Annotated in this window: 13 protein-coding genes and 1 tRNA gene; 13 read left to right on the forward strand and 1 reads right to left on the reverse strand. The window is 69.9% G+C overall.

Annotated elements, in window-relative coordinates; translation table 11 throughout:
- The first annotated feature begins 1 nt into the window (after window position 1).
- From E5S66_RS05980 to E5S66_RS06010, 7 genes are all read left to right on the forward strand, one after another.
- Complete coding sequence (locus tag E5S66_RS05980; RefSeq protein WP_138348380.1) at window positions 2–601, forward strand: rhomboid family intramembrane serine protease; 600 nt, start codon at window positions 2–4, stop codon at window positions 599–601.
- Between the two features lie 23 nt (window positions 602–624).
- Entirely contained in the window at window positions 625–897 is a 273-nt protein-coding gene (locus E5S66_RS05985) for a GNAT family N-acetyltransferase (protein WP_028839442.1), read from the forward strand.
- A 30-nt stretch (window positions 898–927) separates the two neighbouring features.
- Entirely contained in the window at window positions 928–1,644 is a 717-nt protein-coding gene (locus E5S66_RS05990; RefSeq protein ID WP_028839441.1) for a pseudouridine synthase, read from the forward strand.
- A 221-nt stretch (window positions 1,645–1,865) separates the two neighbouring features.
- A complete protein-coding gene (locus E5S66_RS05995; RefSeq protein ID WP_028839440.1) occupies window positions 1,866–2,075 on the forward strand; it encodes a cold-shock protein in 210 nt (69 codons plus the stop codon).
- A 166-nt stretch (window positions 2,076–2,241) separates the two neighbouring features.
- Window positions 2,242–3,078 (forward strand): DUF3298 and DUF4163 domain-containing protein, encoded by an 837-nt coding sequence (locus E5S66_RS06000; RefSeq protein WP_138348381.1) that lies wholly within the window; start codon window positions 2,242–2,244, stop codon window positions 3,076–3,078.
- A gap of 39 nt (window positions 3,079–3,117) precedes the next feature.
- Complete coding sequence (gene cfa, locus E5S66_RS06005) at window positions 3,118–4,254, forward strand: cyclopropane fatty acyl phospholipid synthase (protein ID WP_138348382.1); 1,137 nt, start codon at window positions 3,118–3,120, stop codon at window positions 4,252–4,254.
- Between the two features lie 132 nt (window positions 4,255–4,386).
- Window positions 4,387–8,826 carry a DEAD/DEAH box helicase gene (locus tag E5S66_RS06010; RefSeq protein ID WP_425472187.1) on the forward strand — a complete coding sequence of 1,480 codons (4,440 nt, stop codon included), beginning with the start codon at window positions 4,387–4,389 and terminating at the stop codon, window positions 8,824–8,826.
- Between the two features lie 273 nt (window positions 8,827–9,099).
- On the opposite strand, the gene E5S66_RS06015 is transcribed toward E5S66_RS06010, so the two are convergent.
- Window positions 9,100–9,175 (reverse strand) — tRNA-Glu (locus tag E5S66_RS06015).
- A gap of 117 nt (window positions 9,176–9,292) precedes the next feature.
- On the opposite strand from E5S66_RS06015, the gene pcnB reads away from it, so the two are divergent.
- The 6 genes from pcnB (at window position 9,293) to pgi (ending at window position 14,999) form a co-directional block, all read left to right on the forward strand.
- Window positions 9,293–10,654, forward strand: coding sequence for a polynucleotide adenylyltransferase PcnB (pcnB, locus tag E5S66_RS06020; RefSeq protein WP_138348383.1), 1,362 nt, complete (start codon window positions 9,293–9,295; stop codon window positions 10,652–10,654).
- A 20-nt stretch (window positions 10,655–10,674) separates the two neighbouring features.
- Window positions 10,675–11,178, forward strand: a complete 504-nt coding sequence (folK, locus tag E5S66_RS06025) for a 2-amino-4-hydroxy-6-hydroxymethyldihydropteridine diphosphokinase (RefSeq protein WP_028839436.1) — start codon at window positions 10,675–10,677, stop codon at window positions 11,176–11,178.
- 66 nt (window positions 11,179–11,244) lie between these two features.
- Window positions 11,245–12,060: a 3-methyl-2-oxobutanoate hydroxymethyltransferase gene (panB, locus tag E5S66_RS06030; RefSeq protein ID WP_138348384.1), complete on the forward strand. Its 816-nt coding sequence runs from the start codon at window positions 11,245–11,247 to the stop codon at window positions 12,058–12,060.
- 56 nt (window positions 12,061–12,116) lie between these two features.
- Window positions 12,117–12,977, forward strand: a complete 861-nt coding sequence (panC, locus tag E5S66_RS06035; RefSeq protein ID WP_138348385.1) for a pantoate--beta-alanine ligase — start codon at window positions 12,117–12,119, stop codon at window positions 12,975–12,977.
- Window positions 12,978–13,089: 112 nt separating this feature from the next.
- Window positions 13,090–13,470, forward strand: a complete 381-nt coding sequence (gene panD, locus E5S66_RS06040; RefSeq protein WP_038053446.1) for an aspartate 1-decarboxylase — start codon at window positions 13,090–13,092, stop codon at window positions 13,468–13,470.
- A gap of 5 nt (window positions 13,471–13,475) precedes the next feature.
- Window positions 13,476–14,999 (forward strand): glucose-6-phosphate isomerase, encoded by a 1,524-nt coding sequence (pgi, locus tag E5S66_RS06045; protein ID WP_138348386.1) that lies wholly within the window; start codon window positions 13,476–13,478, stop codon window positions 14,997–14,999.
- Window positions 15,000–15,062 lie beyond the last annotated feature (63 nt).

Genomic DNA, 15,062 nt, shown 5'->3' on the forward strand with positions numbered 1-15,062 from the left:
CATGTTCACCCTCGCCATCATCGCCGTCACCGTGCTGGTCAGCTGGCGCGCCTTCAACGACCAGCGCCTGCTGGGCCGGCTGATCCTGTGGCCGCCGGCGGTCACCCGCAGCCGCCAGTACGACCGCCTGCTGGGTTACGGCTTCATCCACGCCGACTGGACCCACCTGCTGTTCAACATGATCACCCTGTGGTCGTTCGGCATGCAGGTGGAGCGGGTGTTTTCCGAATGGATTTCGCCGCTCGGCTACCTGCTGTTCTACCTGTCGGCGATCGTGGTCTCGATCCTGCCCACCTACATGAAGCACCAGCGCGACCCGAACTACCGCAGCCTCGGTGCCTCCGGCGGGGTGGCGGCGGTGCTGTTCGCGGCGATCCTGTTCGATCCGTGGTCGAAGCTGATCATCTTCCCGATCCCGCTGCCGATCCCGGCCTTCCTGTTCGCGGTCCTGTACGTGGGCTACAGCATCTGGATGGACCGGCGCGGCGGCGGCAACGTCAACCACAGCGCGCACCTGTGGGGCGCGGCCTACGGCGTGCTGTTCACCCTGCTGCTGCGGCCCGGCGTTGCCGGCCACTTCACGCGCAGCCTGCTGGGATAGGCCCGCAAACACGGAGAACAGCCATGACCGAGATCCTCCACGAAGTCCCCGAACAGCGGTTCGTCACCCAGGCCGAAGGCCACGCCGCACGCCTCGACTACATCGAGAACGAAGGCCGCCTGACCATCACCCACACCATCGTGCCGCCCGAAATCGGTGGCCGCGGGATTGCCAGCGAGCTGGTGCGGGCGGCGTTGGCCTATGCCCGCGATGCCGGGCTGAAGGTTGATCCGCAGTGCTCCTACGCCGACACCTGGATGCGCCGACATCCGGAATTCGACGCGCTGCGCGCCTGAGCAGCCAGAGGCGGGTAGAATGCCCGCCCCATGCGCCTCAACCGACACATCGCCGATACCGGCCACTGCTCCCGCCGCGAGGCCGACCGCCTGATCGCCGAGGGTCGCGTCACCGTGAACGGCATCCGCGCCCGCATTGGCGCCGAAGTCGGGGAGGACGACGAAGTTCGTATCGACGGCAATCCACTGGCCGCCCGCGTGGCCGCCAAGGGCAAGCGCCGGCACATCTACATCGCGCTGAACAAGCCGGTGGGCATCACCTGCACCACCGACGAGGCGGTCAAGGGCAATATCGTCGAGTTCGTCGGCCACGAGCAGCGGATCTTCCCGATCGGCCGGCTGGACAAGGATTCCGAAGGCCTGATCCTGCTGACCAGCAACGGCGACATCGTCAACCGCATCCTGCGCGCCGAGAACAAGCTGGAGAAGGAATACCTGGTGGCGGTGAACAACGCGGTCACCGACGATTTCCTGCGCGCCATGGCCCGCGGCGGGGTGCCGGTGCACGGCGAGGCGACGCTGCCCTGCAAGACCGGCCGGCTGGGCCGATTCGGCTTCCGCATCGTGCTCACCCAGGGCCTGAACCGGCAGATCCGGCTGATGGCCGCCCACTTCGGCTACCGGGTCAAGCAACTGCACCGGGCGCGGATCGGCAACGTCAAGCTGGGGCACCTGAAGCCTGGCCAATGGCGGAACCTCACCGACCCCGAGTTGCGCGGTTTGCTGCCCGATCACGCCGACTGGTAAGCATTCGCGACTGGCCGAAAAAAATCTTCGCGGGAATGCCCCATTGCCGTCAAAAACAGGTTAAGGTTCGCCCACTGTTTCAAGCGGGATCACGGTACATCGTGACCCGATGTGGTAGATCCGTCGTGATCCGCTCATCGTGTGCGTTACCCCTTGCTCGACAGTCGCGGCCGGTATCGCCAGCCGTGTTTCCATGACCAACTGTTCAATGGAGTAACAACATGTCTGATCGTCAGACCGGCACCGTCAAGTGGTTCAACGACGCCAAGGGCTTCGGCTTCATCACCCCGGAAAGCGGCCCGGACGTTTTCGTCCACTTCCGCTCGATCCAGGGCAACGGCTTCAAGTCCCTGCAGGAAGGCCAGAAGGTCTCCTTCAAGGTCGTGCAGGGCCAGAAGGGCCTGCAGGCCGACGAAGTGCAGGCGGAGTAATTCGCCTGCGCCTTGGCGCACGCAAAGCCCGGCTTCGGCCGGGCTTTGTCGTTTCCGGGGCTTTGAAAAAATGCGGGCGGGCAAGGCCCGGTGAGGGATGCCTGCGGCGTGCATGCCAAACTATGCGTGCGGTCCCCCGGCCACTTCTCCAATCCCCTGTTCCGCCATGAGCGATTCCCTTCGTCCGAGTTCACGCGCCGCGGTCTTCGCCATGCTGCTGGTCCTGCTGGCGGGCTGCAACCACGGCGATACGCCGCCTGCCGCTGCCGCGCCTGCACCGGGACATGCCGCCACGCCTGCCGTGCCCGCCGCGCCGCCGGCATTGAAGGACGTCATCGAGACCACGCCGGGCTACATCGTCGGCATCAGCTACCCGTCGCAGGCTGCTGCCTACCCGCCGTTGGCGCAGGCGCTGCATGCCTATGCGGAGGCGGCGCGGGCCGAATTGATGCAGGCCGTCGCCGGACTCAAGGGGGCGAAACCGCGCGCGCCGTACGACCTCAGCCTGCAGTTCAGCATGGTGGTTGCGACCCCGCGGGTGGTGGCGGTGGCCGCCGACGGCAGTACCTACACCGGGGGCGCGCACGGCGCCCCGCTGGTAGAGCGCTTCGTGTGGCTGCCGCAGCTGCAGCAGATGCTGGCGGCGGAGCAGCTGATCCCCGCCGCCGACGGCTGGACGCCGGTTTCCGCCTACGTGCGCGAGCAGCTGATGACCGGGCTGTCGGCATCGCTGGATGAGGAGGCGCTGGAGGGCGACGCCCGTGCCGGGCAGATGTCGCTGCGCAGTCGGATGATCGATGACGGCACCGCGCCGTCGGCGGCGAATTTCGCCCGCTTCGAGCCGGTGATGAACGCCGATGGCAGCATCCGCGCGCTGCGCTTCGTGTTTCCGCCGTACCAGGTCGCCCCGTACGTGGAGGGCACCGTCACCGTCGACGTGCCGGCGCGGGTGCTGCTGCCGCTGGTGGCCTCCGAATATCGTCCGCTGTTCCGTCAGGGCTGACCTCACCGGGCTGCGCTAAGCTGGCGGTCGGAGGCGAACATGCCTGCGATCCATCCGCTCCGAGACCGCGTGGCCGCGCTGCTGGCCGGCGCCGATATCCATCCGGATGGCGGCGGCGAATGCGACCCGGCAATCCACGACCAGCGCTTTTATTCCCGGGTGCTGGCGCAGGGCTCGCTTGGGCTGGGCGAGACGTGGATGGACGGCTGGTGGGACGTGGCGTCGCTGGATGGCATGCTGGCCCGGCTGTTGGCGGCGCAGCTCGACGAGCGCGTGCACGGCCTGGCCAGCCTGGCTGACGGCCTTCGCGCGCGGCTGCTCAATCTGCAGGCGGAGCGCCGCAGCCGCGAGGTCGGCCGGCGCCACTACGATCTGGGCAACGACCTCTACGCCGCCATGCTCGGCAAGCGGTTGATCTACAGCTGCGGCTACTGGCGCGATGCGCAGGATCTCGACGCCGCGCAGGAAGCCAAGCTCGACCTGGTCTGCCGCAAGCTGCGGCTGCGCCCGGGGCAGCGCCTGCTGGACATCGGCTGCGGCTGGGGCGAGGCGCTGAAATTCGCGGCCGAACGCTACGGCGTGCAGGGAGTGGGGGTGACCATCTCCGCCGAGCAGGCGGCCTATGCACGCGAGCTGTGCGCGGGCCTGCCGGTGGAGATCCGGCTGCAGGATTACCGCCATATCGAGCCAAACGCGTTCGACCGGGTGCTGTCCATCGGCATGTTCGAGCACGTCGGTGCGCGCAATTACGCCACCTTTTTCGACGTGGCCCGGCGCAGCCTCGACCCGGCAGGAGAGCACGGCGGGCTGGCGCTGCTGCACTGCATCGGCAGCAATACCTCGACCAGCCATACCGACCCGTGGATCGCCCGCTACATTTTCCCCAATTCGATGATCCCCTCCGCCGCGCAAATCGCCGCGGCGCTGGAGGGGCGCTTCGTGGTCGAGGACTGGCACGGCTTCGGCCCCGACTACGACCGCACCCTGCAGGCATGGCGGGCCAATATCGAGAGCGCCTGGGAGCGGCTGCCGCCGCGTTACGACGCGCGCTTCCGGCGCATGTGGCGGTTCTACCTGGCGGCATCGATGGCCAGCTTCCGGGTGCGCCGCAACCAGCTCTGGCAGCTGCTGCTGTCACCGCGCGGGGTGCCGGGCGGACTGCAGGAGATCCGCTGAGTCGCAGCCGGTGAGACACACGCGCCGCAGCCTGCGCGGGTGAACGCGCAGATCCGCTTCGCCTTTCAGCACGCCATTCATCCTGCGCCTCCCGGGGCGACGGATAATGCCGGCATGCCTGAGCAAGTGCCGCTGCATGCAGCCCTGGGCGGCCTCCATCCAGCTGTCGCCGGCTGGTTCGCGCACGCGTTTCCGGCGCCCACGCAGGCGCAGATCGCGGCCTGGCCGGCCATTGCCGCCGGCCGCGACACCCTGGTGGCTGCGCCCACCGGCTCGGGCAAGACCCTGACCGCCTTCCTCACCGCGATCGACGCGCTGGTGCGGGAAGGCCTGTCGCAGGGGCTGCCGGATGCCACCCTGGTGTTGTACGTCTCGCCGCTGAAGGCGCTGTCCAACGACATCCACATCAACCTGGACGCGCCGCTGGAGGGCATCCGCGCCGAGCTGGCGGCGCTGGGCCTGCCGGACGTCGCCATCCGCACGGCGGTGCGCACCGGCGACACGCCGCAGTCCGAGCGCGCCCTGCATCGCAAGCGCCCGCCGCACATCCTCGCCACCACCCCGGAATCGCTGTACGTGCTGCTGGGCTCGGAGTCCGGGCGGGCGATGCTGGCCGGCGTGCGCACGGTGATCGTCGACGAAATCCACGCGCTGGTGCAGAACAAGCGCGGCAGCCACCTGGCGCTGTCGCTGGAGCGGTTGGACGCGCTGACCGGGCGGCGGGCCACGCGCGTCGGGCTGTCGGCGACGCAGAAGCCGATCGAGGGGGTGGCGAAGTTCCTGGCTGGGGGAGAAAGGGGGTCAGGTTCACTTTCCGAAGATGCCGTCGTGACCGGCGGGTCCACTTCGGTGGAAAGTGAACCTGACCCCCTTTCTTGCGCCATCGTCGATATCGGCCACGCGCGCCAGCGCGATCTTGCGCTGGAACTGCCGCCGGTACCGCTGGAAGCGGTGATGTCGAACGCCCAGTGGGAGCTGGTGTACGCGCGCATCGCCGAGCTGGTGGAGCAGCACGCGACCACGCTGGTATTCGTCAATACCCGCCGGATGGCGGAGCGCGCGGCCCGCCACCTGGGCGAGTTGCTGGGCAAGGAGCACGTGGCCGCGCACCACGGTTCGCTGGCCAAGGAGCTGCGGCTGGATGCCGAGCAGCGGCTCAAGCGCGGCGGGCTGAAGGTGTTGGTGGCGACTGCCTCGCTGGAGCTGGGCATCGATATCGGCGATGTCGAGCTGGTTTGCCAGATCGGGTCGCCGCGCAGCATCGCCGCCTTCCTGCAGCGGGTTGGGCGTGCCGGCCACCAGGTCGGCGGCGTGCCCAAGGGGCGCCTGTTCGCCACCACCCGCGACGAGCTGATGGAATGCGCGGCGCTGCTGGACGCAGTGCGCCGCGGTGAGCTGGACGCGCTGATCATGCCGCCGGCGCCGCGCGACGTGCTGGCGCAGCAGATCGTGGCCGAGGTGGCGGCGCGCGAATGGGACGAGGACGAACTGTTCGCGCTGGTGCGGCGGGCATGGCCGTATGCGTCGCTGCCGCGGGAGGGGTTCGATGGCCTGCTGAAGATGCTGGCGGAGGGCTTTTCCACCCGCTATGGCCAGCGCGCCAGCTACCTGCATCGCGACGCCGTGCACCGCAAGCTGCGCGGGCGCAAGGGCGCGCGCCTGACCGCGACGCAGTCCGGCGGCACCATTCCCGACGTCGGCGACTACGCGGTGGTGCTGGAGCCGCAGGCCATCACCATCGGCACGGTCAACGAAGACTTCGCCATCGAAAGCATCGCTGGCGACGTGTTCCAGCTCGGCAACGCCAGCTACCGGATCCTGCGCGTGGAGAGCGGGCGGGTGCGGGTGGAAGATGCGCAGGGCCAGCCGCCCAGCATCCCGTTCTGGCTGGGCGAGGCGCCGGGGCGCAGCATCGAGCTCTCGGCCAGCGTGTCGCGCCTGCGCGAATTGCTGCAGGAGAAGCTCGGGCACGAGGGCGAAGCCGCGACGCTGCGCTGGTTGCGCGACGAACTGGCGCTGGGCGAATCCGCCGCCGCGCAGATCGTCGCCTACGCCGCGGCGCAGCTGGCGGGCTTCGGCATGCTGCCGACGCAGAAACACATCGCGTTGGAGCGCTTCTTCGACGAATCCGGTGGCACCCAGCTGGTGATCCATTCTCCCTACGGCAGCCGGCTCAACAAGGCCTGGGGACTGGCCCTGCGCAAGCGCTTCTGCCGCAAGTTCAACTTCGAACTGCAGGCGGCGGCCACCGAGGACGCGATCATCCTGTCGCTGTCCACCAGCCACAGCTTCCCGCTGATCGAGGTGATCAGCTACCTGCATTCGACCAGCGCCCGGGACGTGCTGGTGCAGGCGCTGCTGGACGCGCCGCTGTTCCCGGCGCGCTTCCGCTGGAATGCCACCACCGCGCTGGCGCTGCCGCGATTCACTGGCGGCAGGAAGGTGCCACCGCAGCTGCAGCGGATGAAGTCGGAAGACCTGATGGCGACGGTGTTCCCCGACCAGGTGGCGTGCCTGGAGAACATCGTCGGCGAGCGCGAGGTGCCCGACCACCCGCTGGTGGCGCAGACCCTGCAGGACTGTCTGTTCGAGGCGATGGACGTGGACGGCTGGCTGGCGCTGCTGCGCGGGCTGGAGTCGGGCGAAGTGCAGGTGACCGCGCGCGACCTGACCGGGCCATCGCCGTTCACCGCCGAGGTGCTGAGCGCGCGGCCCTACGCCTTCCTCGACGACGCCCCGCTGGAAGAGCGCCGCACCCAGGCGGTGGTTGCGCGCGGCCGCGGCGGGGCCGGCCAAGCCGGCGACCTCGGCAGGCTCGATCCCGCCGCGATCGACGCAGTGGCCGAGGACGCCTGGCCGCTGGCCGGCAGCGTTGATGAAATGCACGACGCGCTGATGGCGCTGGGTGCGTTGGCAACCAGCGAAGCGGAGGCCTCGGGCTGGACGCCGCTGCTGCGGCAGCTGGCGAATGAAGCGCGCGCCACCGTGCTGGGCGCCGGGGCAGGGCTGTGGACCGCCACCGAACGCCTGCCGCAGCTGCGCGCGCTGCATCTTGGCGCTGCCGTCGCACCGGATGTCGCGGTCCCCGCCAGCCATGCCGCGGACTGGTCGCGCGAGGATGCCCTGCGCGAACTGGTGCGCAGCCGGCTGTCCGCATCGGGGGTCACCACCGCGCAGGCGCTCGCCGCCATCCTGACGGTGCCAGCGGATGAGGTCGCTTTCGCGCTGATGGCGCTGGAACAGGAGGGCTACGCCATGCGCGGCCGCTTCCGTCCCGGTGCCGCCTGCGACGAGTGGTGCGAACGGCTGCTGCTGGCGCGCATCCACCGCAACACCCTGGCGCGGCTGCGGCGCGAGATCGAGCCGGTGGACGTGCGCGACTACGTGCGCTTCCTGTGCGACTGGCAGCGGCTGTCACCTGCCACGCGCGTGCAGGGCCCGGATGCGCTGGCCGGCGTGCTGGCGCAGCTGGAGGGCTTCGAGGCCGCCGCCGGCGCGTGGGAAAGCGAGCTGCTGCTTGCCAGGGTCAAGGACTATTCCATCGCCTGGCTGGACGACCTGTGCGGCGCCGGGCGCATCGCCTGGACGCGTTTGCGCATGGGCTGCGAGGGCGGGACGACGCTGGTGCGCGCCGCGCCCATCGTGCTGCTGCCGCGTCGAGAACTTGGCCGCTGGACAGGCCTTGCGGCAAGCCAACAGGGCGGCGAAGAGGCGCCGCTGTCGTCGCGTGCGCAAAAGGTGGAGGACTGCCTGCGCCAGCGCGGTGCGCTGTTCTTCGAGGAACTGCTGGACGCCGCGCGCCTGCTGGAAACCGAGCTGGAGAACGCGCTGGCTGAACTGGTTGCGCGTGGCCGCGCCAGCTGCGACAGCTTCTCCGGGCTGCGCGCGCTGCTGCTGCCGGCGGCGAAGAAGCCGTCCAGCTATGCGCGCAACGGTCGCCGCGCTTCGTTGACCGGGATTGCGGATGCGGGGCGGTGGAGCCTGATGGTGCGGCCCGCGGCGGAGGCTGCGCAGGATCCCGCCGCCATCGAACACGTCGCCCGCGTGCTGCTGCGCCGCTACGGCGTGGTCTGCTGGCGGCTGCTGGAACGCGAAGCCGCGTGGCTGCCGCCCTGGCGCGAACTGCTGCGCGAGTACCAGCGGTTGGAAGCGCGGGGCGAGATCCGCGGCGGGCGCTTCCTGGCCGGTGTGGTCTGCCAGCAGTTCGCCCTGCCGGAAGCGGTGGCGGCGCTGCGCGCGATCCGCAAGCGTCCGCATGATGGCGTGATGATCGCGGTGTCGGCCAGCGACCCGCTCAATCTGGCCGGTATCCTGCTGGCCGGCGACAAGGTGCCGCGCCAGCCGGGCGCGCGGTTGCTGCTGCGCGACGGCGTGCCGGTGGCATCGTTGGTGGGCGGTGAGTTCCGCGCTTCGCCGGGGTTGGCGCCCGCCGATACGCACGCGGCGAAGGTGGCGTTGCTGCGCGAGCCGGGGGTGCAGGGCGGGGCGTCGCAGGCACCGGGATCGCGGCCGATGGCGGATCCGTTGGGGTTGCATGCCGACGCACCCGCGAAATCCTCGCGGCTTATATAGGAGGGGCTTCAGCCCCGACCAAGTAAGCAGGCGATCGCGTCCCTACGGGATAGACGCGGCACATCCATGTGCCGTTCCGGCCCTCCGGCATAGCCTCCGGGCGTTTGCCGCCGCGCGCATCGGTGGCGCGCAAGCGCGGCGGCTCACCCCTTCGGGCAGCCTGCGGCTGTCCAGATTCGCTCCCGGCGAATCTGTCGAACCCTGCGGGTTCTCATCGCTCCGGTCGCATCATGAAAAAAGCCCGAGTCGAATGACTCGGGCTTTTTTCATGATTGGCGCTCCCTACGGGATTCGAACCCGTGTTTTAGCCTTGAGAGGGCCACGTCCTGGGCCTCTAGACGAAGGGAGCATTGGGTGCAGCCGGTTGGACGACCGGCCCGACATTGCCGGATGGCGCGTCGAGCTTGCTAGTATAAAAGGCTGCGTCTGCCTCTGGCAACGCCCCCGTTTCCGCCAATCGCAGCGCATGACCCAAACCGAAAGCCCAATCTTCCCCGTCGTCCCGGAGCTGCGCGTGATCACGCGCGACGTTCACGGTGTTTCCCGCAAACAGATGAGTCCCAATGCGCTGCGGGTGTTGTACCGCCTGCGCGAAGCCGGGTTCGGCGGCTATCTGGTCGGTGGCGCGGTGCGCGACCTACTGATCGGCGGCGAGCCCAAGGATTTCGACATCGCCACCGACGCCACCCCCGAGCAGGTCAAGGCGCTATTCCGCAACTGCCGGCTGATCGGCCGCCGGTTCCGGCTGGCGCACGTGGTCTACGGCCGCGAGATCATCGAAGTCGCCACCTTCCGCGCCAACGGCGGCGACGACGACGGCGACCGCCAGACCGACGACGGTGGCCGCCTGCTGCGCGACAACATCTACGGCAGCATCGAGGACGACGCGGTGCGCCGCGACTTCACCGCCAACGCGCTGTATTACGCGATCGAGGACTTCTCGGTGCGCGACTACGTGGGCGGCTATGCCGACGTGGAGGCGCGCTTGCTGCGGCTGATCGGCGAGCCGGAAGCGCGCTACCGCGAAGACCCGGTGCGCATGCTGCGCGCGGCGCGGCTGGCGGCGAAGCTGGGCTTCACCATCGAGGCCGCCACCGCCGAACCGCTGCCGCGGCTGGCGCCGCTGCTTGCCGACGCCTCTCCGGCGCGGCTGTTCGAGGAAACCCTCAAGCTGTTCCTGTCCGGCCATGCGGTCGCCGGCTTCGAACACCTGGAAGCGCACGGCCTGCTGTCGGCGCTGCTGCCGGAAACCGCCAAGGCGCTGACTTCCAACAAGTCCGGCGCGCTGCGGCGGATGCTGGTGCAGGGGCTGCGCAATACCGACGCACGCGTGGCCAACGACGAGCCGGTGTCGCCGGCCTTCCTGTTCGCGGTGCTGCTGTGGCCGGCTTACTGCCGCGCGCTGGCGCAGCTGCAGGCGCAGGGCGTGCACGCTGTCGAGGCGCAGCGCCGCGCCGCTGATCGGGTGACCATGCACCAGGTCGCGCGCACCGCGCTGCCGCGACGCTTCTCGCTGCCGATGCAGGAGATCTGGCTGATGCAGCCGCGGTTCTCGCTGCGCCAGCGCAAGCGCGTGTTCCGGCTGCTGGCGCATCCGCGCTTCCGCGCCGCCATCGACTTCCTCGAACTGCGCCTGGCCGCGTCGGATTCACATGCCGACGATGTCGCGTTCTGGCGCGAAGTGCAGCTGCAGCCGGCGGTCGCCGTGGCCGCCAGCGAGGCTGACGACGCGAGCGAGCCTGAGGACGACGACGCGGAGGCGGAAGCCGAAGCTGATCCGGATGCCGCCGCCGCGCCGCGCCGCCGTCGCCGCCGCCGCAGGTCGTGAGCGAACAACCAGCCGCCTCGATGCCGGCAAGGGCCTGCATCGGCCTGGGCGGCAACCTCGGCGATCCCGCGCAGGCGCTGCGCGCTGCCTTCCGCGCGCTGGCGGCGCTGCCCGAGAGCCGCCTGCTGGCGACCTCTCGCCTGTACCGCACGCCGGCCTGGGGCCGCACCGACCAGCCGGACTACGTCAACGCGGCGGCGCTGCTGGAAACCCGGCTCGCGCCGCAGGCGCTGCTGGCGCAGCTGCTGGCCATCGAGCGCGCGGCCGGTCGCCTGCGCGACGGCGAGGCGGCCGCAACGCGCTGGGGCCCGCGCGTGCTCGATCTGGACCTGCTGTTGTATGGCCAGCAACGGATCGATGTTCCGGGTTTGCGCGTGCCGCATCCGCACCTGCACGAACGCGCGTTCGCGCTGGTGCCGCTGGCCGAGATCGCCGCCGACCAGCCGTTCCCCGGCCACGGCAGCGTGGGCGAAGCGTTGCGGCATGTCGACAGCGCCGGCGTGGACGCAATCGAAGGTGCTTGACCCGGCGCAAGCGGCCCGCTGCGGGTTCTGCGCGATAATGCCGCCCCCGACCTGCCGGAAACCGCGATGAGCGTACATGCCGAACAGAAGTCCTGGAGCGTGCCGCAGCTCGCCCAGGCACGAGAGGCGGGCCGCCGGCTGACCATGCTGACCTGCTACGACGCCAGTTTCGCGCGGGTGCTGGACGATGTCGGCATCGACCTGATCCTGATCGGCGATTCGCTGGGCATGGTGGTGCAGGGGCACGAATCCACGCTGCCGGTGCGGGTGGAGGACATCGTCTATCACACCGCCGCGGTCGCTCGCGGCGCCAGCCACGCGCTGAAGATCGCCGACTTCCCGTTCGGCAGCGACGCCACGCCGGAACAGGCGCATGCGGCGGCGGTGCGCTTCATCCAGGCCGGCGCGGCGATGGTCAAGCTGGAGGGCGCTGGTCACAAGCTGGAGACGATCCGCTTCCTGGTCGACCGCGAGATCCCGGTCTGCGCGCACCTGGGCCTGACCCCGCAGTCGGTGCTGAAGATGGGCGGGTTCAAGGTGCAGGGGCGCGAACAGTCCGCCGCCGAGCGCCTGCGCGCGGAAGCGCTGGCCGTGGCCGATGCGGGCGCAGCCCTGCTGGTGCTGGAGGGCGTGCCCGCCGAGCTTGCCGCCGAGATCACCGCGGCGAGCCCGATCCCGACCATCGGGATCGGCGCCGGCCCCGGCTGCGATGGCCAGGTGCTGGTGCTGCACGACCTGCTGGGCATCGATACCGGCCACCGCAAGCCCAAGTTCGTCAAGGATTTCCTTGCCGAAGGCGGTTCCATCGCCGGCGCCCTGCGCGCCTATGCCGAGGCGGTGCGCAGCGGCGCCTTCCCCGACAAGGCGCATTCCTACAGCTAGCAGCGCAGCCACGCTTTCCCCGGGCGGGAGAGCCGGCGGCCATCCAGGCGACCCATGTGATCCAGACCATCACCCGACTCGAACAACTGCGCGCCACCATCGCCAACTGGCGGCGCGAGGGCCTGCGGGTCGGCTTCGTGCCCACCATGGGCAACCTGCATGCCGGCCACTATTCGCTGGTGACGCTGGCGCGGCAGCACAGCGACCGCGTGGTCTCCAGCGTGTTCGTCAATCCCACCCAGTTCGGCCCGAGCGAGGACTTCACCCGCTATCCGCGCACCCCCGATGCCGACACCAGCGGGCTGCAAGCCGCCGGCTGCGACGTGCTGTGGCTGCCGGAAGTGGAGGCGATGTATCCGTTCGGGGTGGAGCTGGCGGCGAAGGTGCAGGTGCCTGGCGTCAGCGCGGTGCTGGAAGGCGCCTGCCGGCCCGGCCATTTCGATGGCGTGTGTACGGTGGTGACGCGCCTGTTCAACCAGGTGCAGCCGGACGTGGCCGCGTTCGGGCGCAAGGATTTCCAGCAGCTGGCGGTGATCCGGCAGATGGTGGCCGACCTGCAGGTGCCGGTGCAGATCCTGGCCGGCGAGATCGTGCGCGAGCACGACGGTTTGGCGATGAGTTCGCGCAACCAGTACCTGTCGGCACAGGAGCGGGCGACCGCGCCGGCGATCCACCGCACCCTGCTGGCGATGCGCGATGCCGCGCAGGCCGGCGCGCCGCGGGCGCAGGTCGAGGCCGAGGCCGACGCCGCCCTGCGCGCCGCCGGCTTCGTGCCCGATTACGCGGTGCTGCGGCGCCCGGATTTCAGCGAGCCGGTGGACGGCCAGCCCGGCCCGCTGGTGGCGCTCATCGCCGCCCGGCTGGGGCGTACGCGGCTGATCGACAATCTCGAATTCGGGCTCGCCGGGCACGCCTGACCCGGGCGCAGCGCCGGGTCCGTGAAGGTCCTGTTTGTTGCAGCGCGGAAAGCCCGCCCTATACTTTTCCCGCAGGCCGGACATCCGGCCGGTTCCACCGGAGTCGAAAACCATGCAACTCACCCTGCTCAAGGGCAAGATCCACCGCGCCACCGTCACCCACGCCGAGCTGCATTACGAAGGCTCCTGTGCGATCGACGGTCGCCTGCTCGACATCGCCGGCATCCGCGAATACGAGCGCATCGACATCTACGACGTCACCAGCGGCGAGCGCTATTCCACCTACGCGATCCGCGGCGAGGAAGGCAGCGGGGTGATCTCGGTGAACGGCGCGGCCGCGCACAAATCGCGGGTCGGCGACCTGGTCATCATCTGCGCCTACGTGCAGTGCGATGCCGAGGAGGCCGCGGCGCACAAGCCGACCTGCGTGTACGTGGACCGCGACAACCGGCTGACCCACACCAACCACTCCATGCCCAAGCAGGCGGCCTGACCGGGATGGCCGGCTTGCTGGAAGGTCTGGAGGCGCACGCCGACCGGCTTTCCGGCACCACGCTGCCGGCGCTGCTGGCCGCCGATCCCGCCCGCGCCGGCGATTTCGCCCTGCGCTGCGGCCCGCTCTACGCCAACTTCGCGCGCCAGCGGTATGACCGCGAAGCGCTGGATGCGCTGTTCGCGATCGCGGAACGCGCGGACCTGGCCGCGGCGCTGCGTCAGCTGCTGGCGGGCGAAGAGGTCAACGTCACCGAAGGGCGGGCGGCCCTGCACGGCGCTCTGCGCGGCAACGCTGCCGGCACTGCCTTCGCGCTGGCGGCGCGTGCGCAGGCGCTGTCCACGCAGCTGCGCATGCGCGAGCTGGTCGACGCGCTGGCCGCCAGCGACGTCACCGACATCGTCAGCATCGGCATCGGCGGCTCCGACCTCGGGCCGCGCCTGATCGTCGATGCGCTGGCGCAGCCGGATGCGCGCTTCCGGGTGCATTTCCTGTCCAACGTGGACGGCAACGCGGCGCGCCGCGTGCTGGCCGGGCTGGACCCGCGGCGCACCGCCGCGATCATGATTTCCAAGACCTTCGGCACGCAGGAGACGCTGCTCAACGGCGGCATCGTCCGCGCCTGGCTGGGCGACCTCGCTTCTGCCGAGAGCGGGCGCCTGTACGCGGTCAGCACCAATGCGTCGCGGGTTGCCGACTTCGGCATTCCGCCCGAACGCACCCTGCCGATGTGGGACTGGGTGGGCGGACGCTATTCGCTGTGGTCGGCGGTGGGCTTCCCGATCGCGCTGGCGCTGGGGATGGACCGCTTCGAGGCGCTGCTGGACGGCGCGGCGGCGCTGGACGCCCACGCCCTGCACGCACCGCTGCGCGACAACCTGCCGGTCTGGCATGCGTTGACCGCGATCTGGAACCGCAACGGCCTGCATGCGGCCACCCAGGCCGTGCTGCCCTACGACGATCGCCTGCGCCTGCTGCCCAGCTATCTGCAGCAGCTGGTGATGGAAAGCCTGGGCAAGTCGGCACGGCTGGATGGCCGCGAAATTGAATGGCACACCGTCCCGGTGTGGTGGGGTGGCGCCGGCACCGATACCCAGCACAGCTTCTTCCAGGCGCTGCACCAGGGCACCCAGGTGGTGCCGGCGGATTTCATCGGCGTGGCCAGAGCCGACCATCCGTTTGCTGCCAACCACGCTGCGCTGCTGGCCAACCTGCTGGCGCAGACCGAGGCGCTGGCCAATGGCCGCGACAGCGACGATCCGCACCGGCGCTATCCGGGCAACCGTCCCAGCACCTTGCTGCTGCTGGACGCGCTGACCCCGCAGTCTCTGGGCATGCTGATCGCGCTGTACGAACACAGCGTCTATCTGCAGTCGGTGCTGTGGGGCATCAATGCTTTCGACCAGTTCGGCGTCGAGCTGGGCAAGCAGGTCGCCAACGCGCTGCTGCCGGCGCTGAGCGGTGAGCGCGATGCCGATGATCCGGTGACCCGCGCGCTGCTGGCGGAACTGCGGGGCGCCGCTTCCTGAGGGATGCGCGGCGCAGGCAGCGCCCGCGCCGTGCCCGACGCGCCGCAGCCCGCCCGGTTCCGC

The sequence above is a fragment of the Thermomonas fusca genome, assembly GCF_005862345.1.
Lineage (GTDB): Bacteria > Pseudomonadota > Gammaproteobacteria > Xanthomonadales > Xanthomonadaceae > Thermomonas > Thermomonas fusca.

Bases quoted from the DNA above. Each gene is read 5' to 3' on its own strand.
- E5S66_RS05980 (WP_138348380.1), top strand. From the start codon at position 2: ATGTTCACCCTCGCCATCATCGCCGTCACCGTGCTGGTCAGCTGGCGC.
- E5S66_RS05985 (WP_028839442.1), top strand. From the start codon at position 625: ATGACCGAGATCCTCCACGAAGTCCCCGAACAGCGGTTCGTCACCCAG.
- E5S66_RS05990 (WP_028839441.1), top strand. From the start codon at position 928: ATGCGCCTCAACCGACACATCGCCGATACCGGCCACTGCTCCCGCCGC.
- E5S66_RS05995 (WP_028839440.1), top strand. From the start codon at position 1,866: ATGTCTGATCGTCAGACCGGCACCGTCAAGTGGTTCAACGACGCCAAG.
- E5S66_RS06000 (WP_138348381.1), top strand. From the start codon at position 2,242: ATGAGCGATTCCCTTCGTCCGAGTTCACGCGCCGCGGTCTTCGCCATG.
- cfa (WP_138348382.1), top strand. From the start codon at position 3,118: ATGCCTGCGATCCATCCGCTCCGAGACCGCGTGGCCGCGCTGCTGGCC.
- pcnB (WP_138348383.1), top strand. From the start codon at position 9,293: ATGACCCAAACCGAAAGCCCAATCTTCCCCGTCGTCCCGGAGCTGCGC.
- folK (WP_028839436.1), top strand. From the start codon at position 10,675: ATGCCGGCAAGGGCCTGCATCGGCCTGGGCGGCAACCTCGGCGATCCC.
- panB (WP_138348384.1), top strand. From the start codon at position 11,245: ATGAGCGTACATGCCGAACAGAAGTCCTGGAGCGTGCCGCAGCTCGCC.
- panD (WP_038053446.1), top strand. From the start codon at position 13,090: ATGCAACTCACCCTGCTCAAGGGCAAGATCCACCGCGCCACCGTCACC.
- pgi (WP_138348386.1), top strand. From the start codon at position 13,476: ATGGCCGGCTTGCTGGAAGGTCTGGAGGCGCACGCCGACCGGCTTTCC.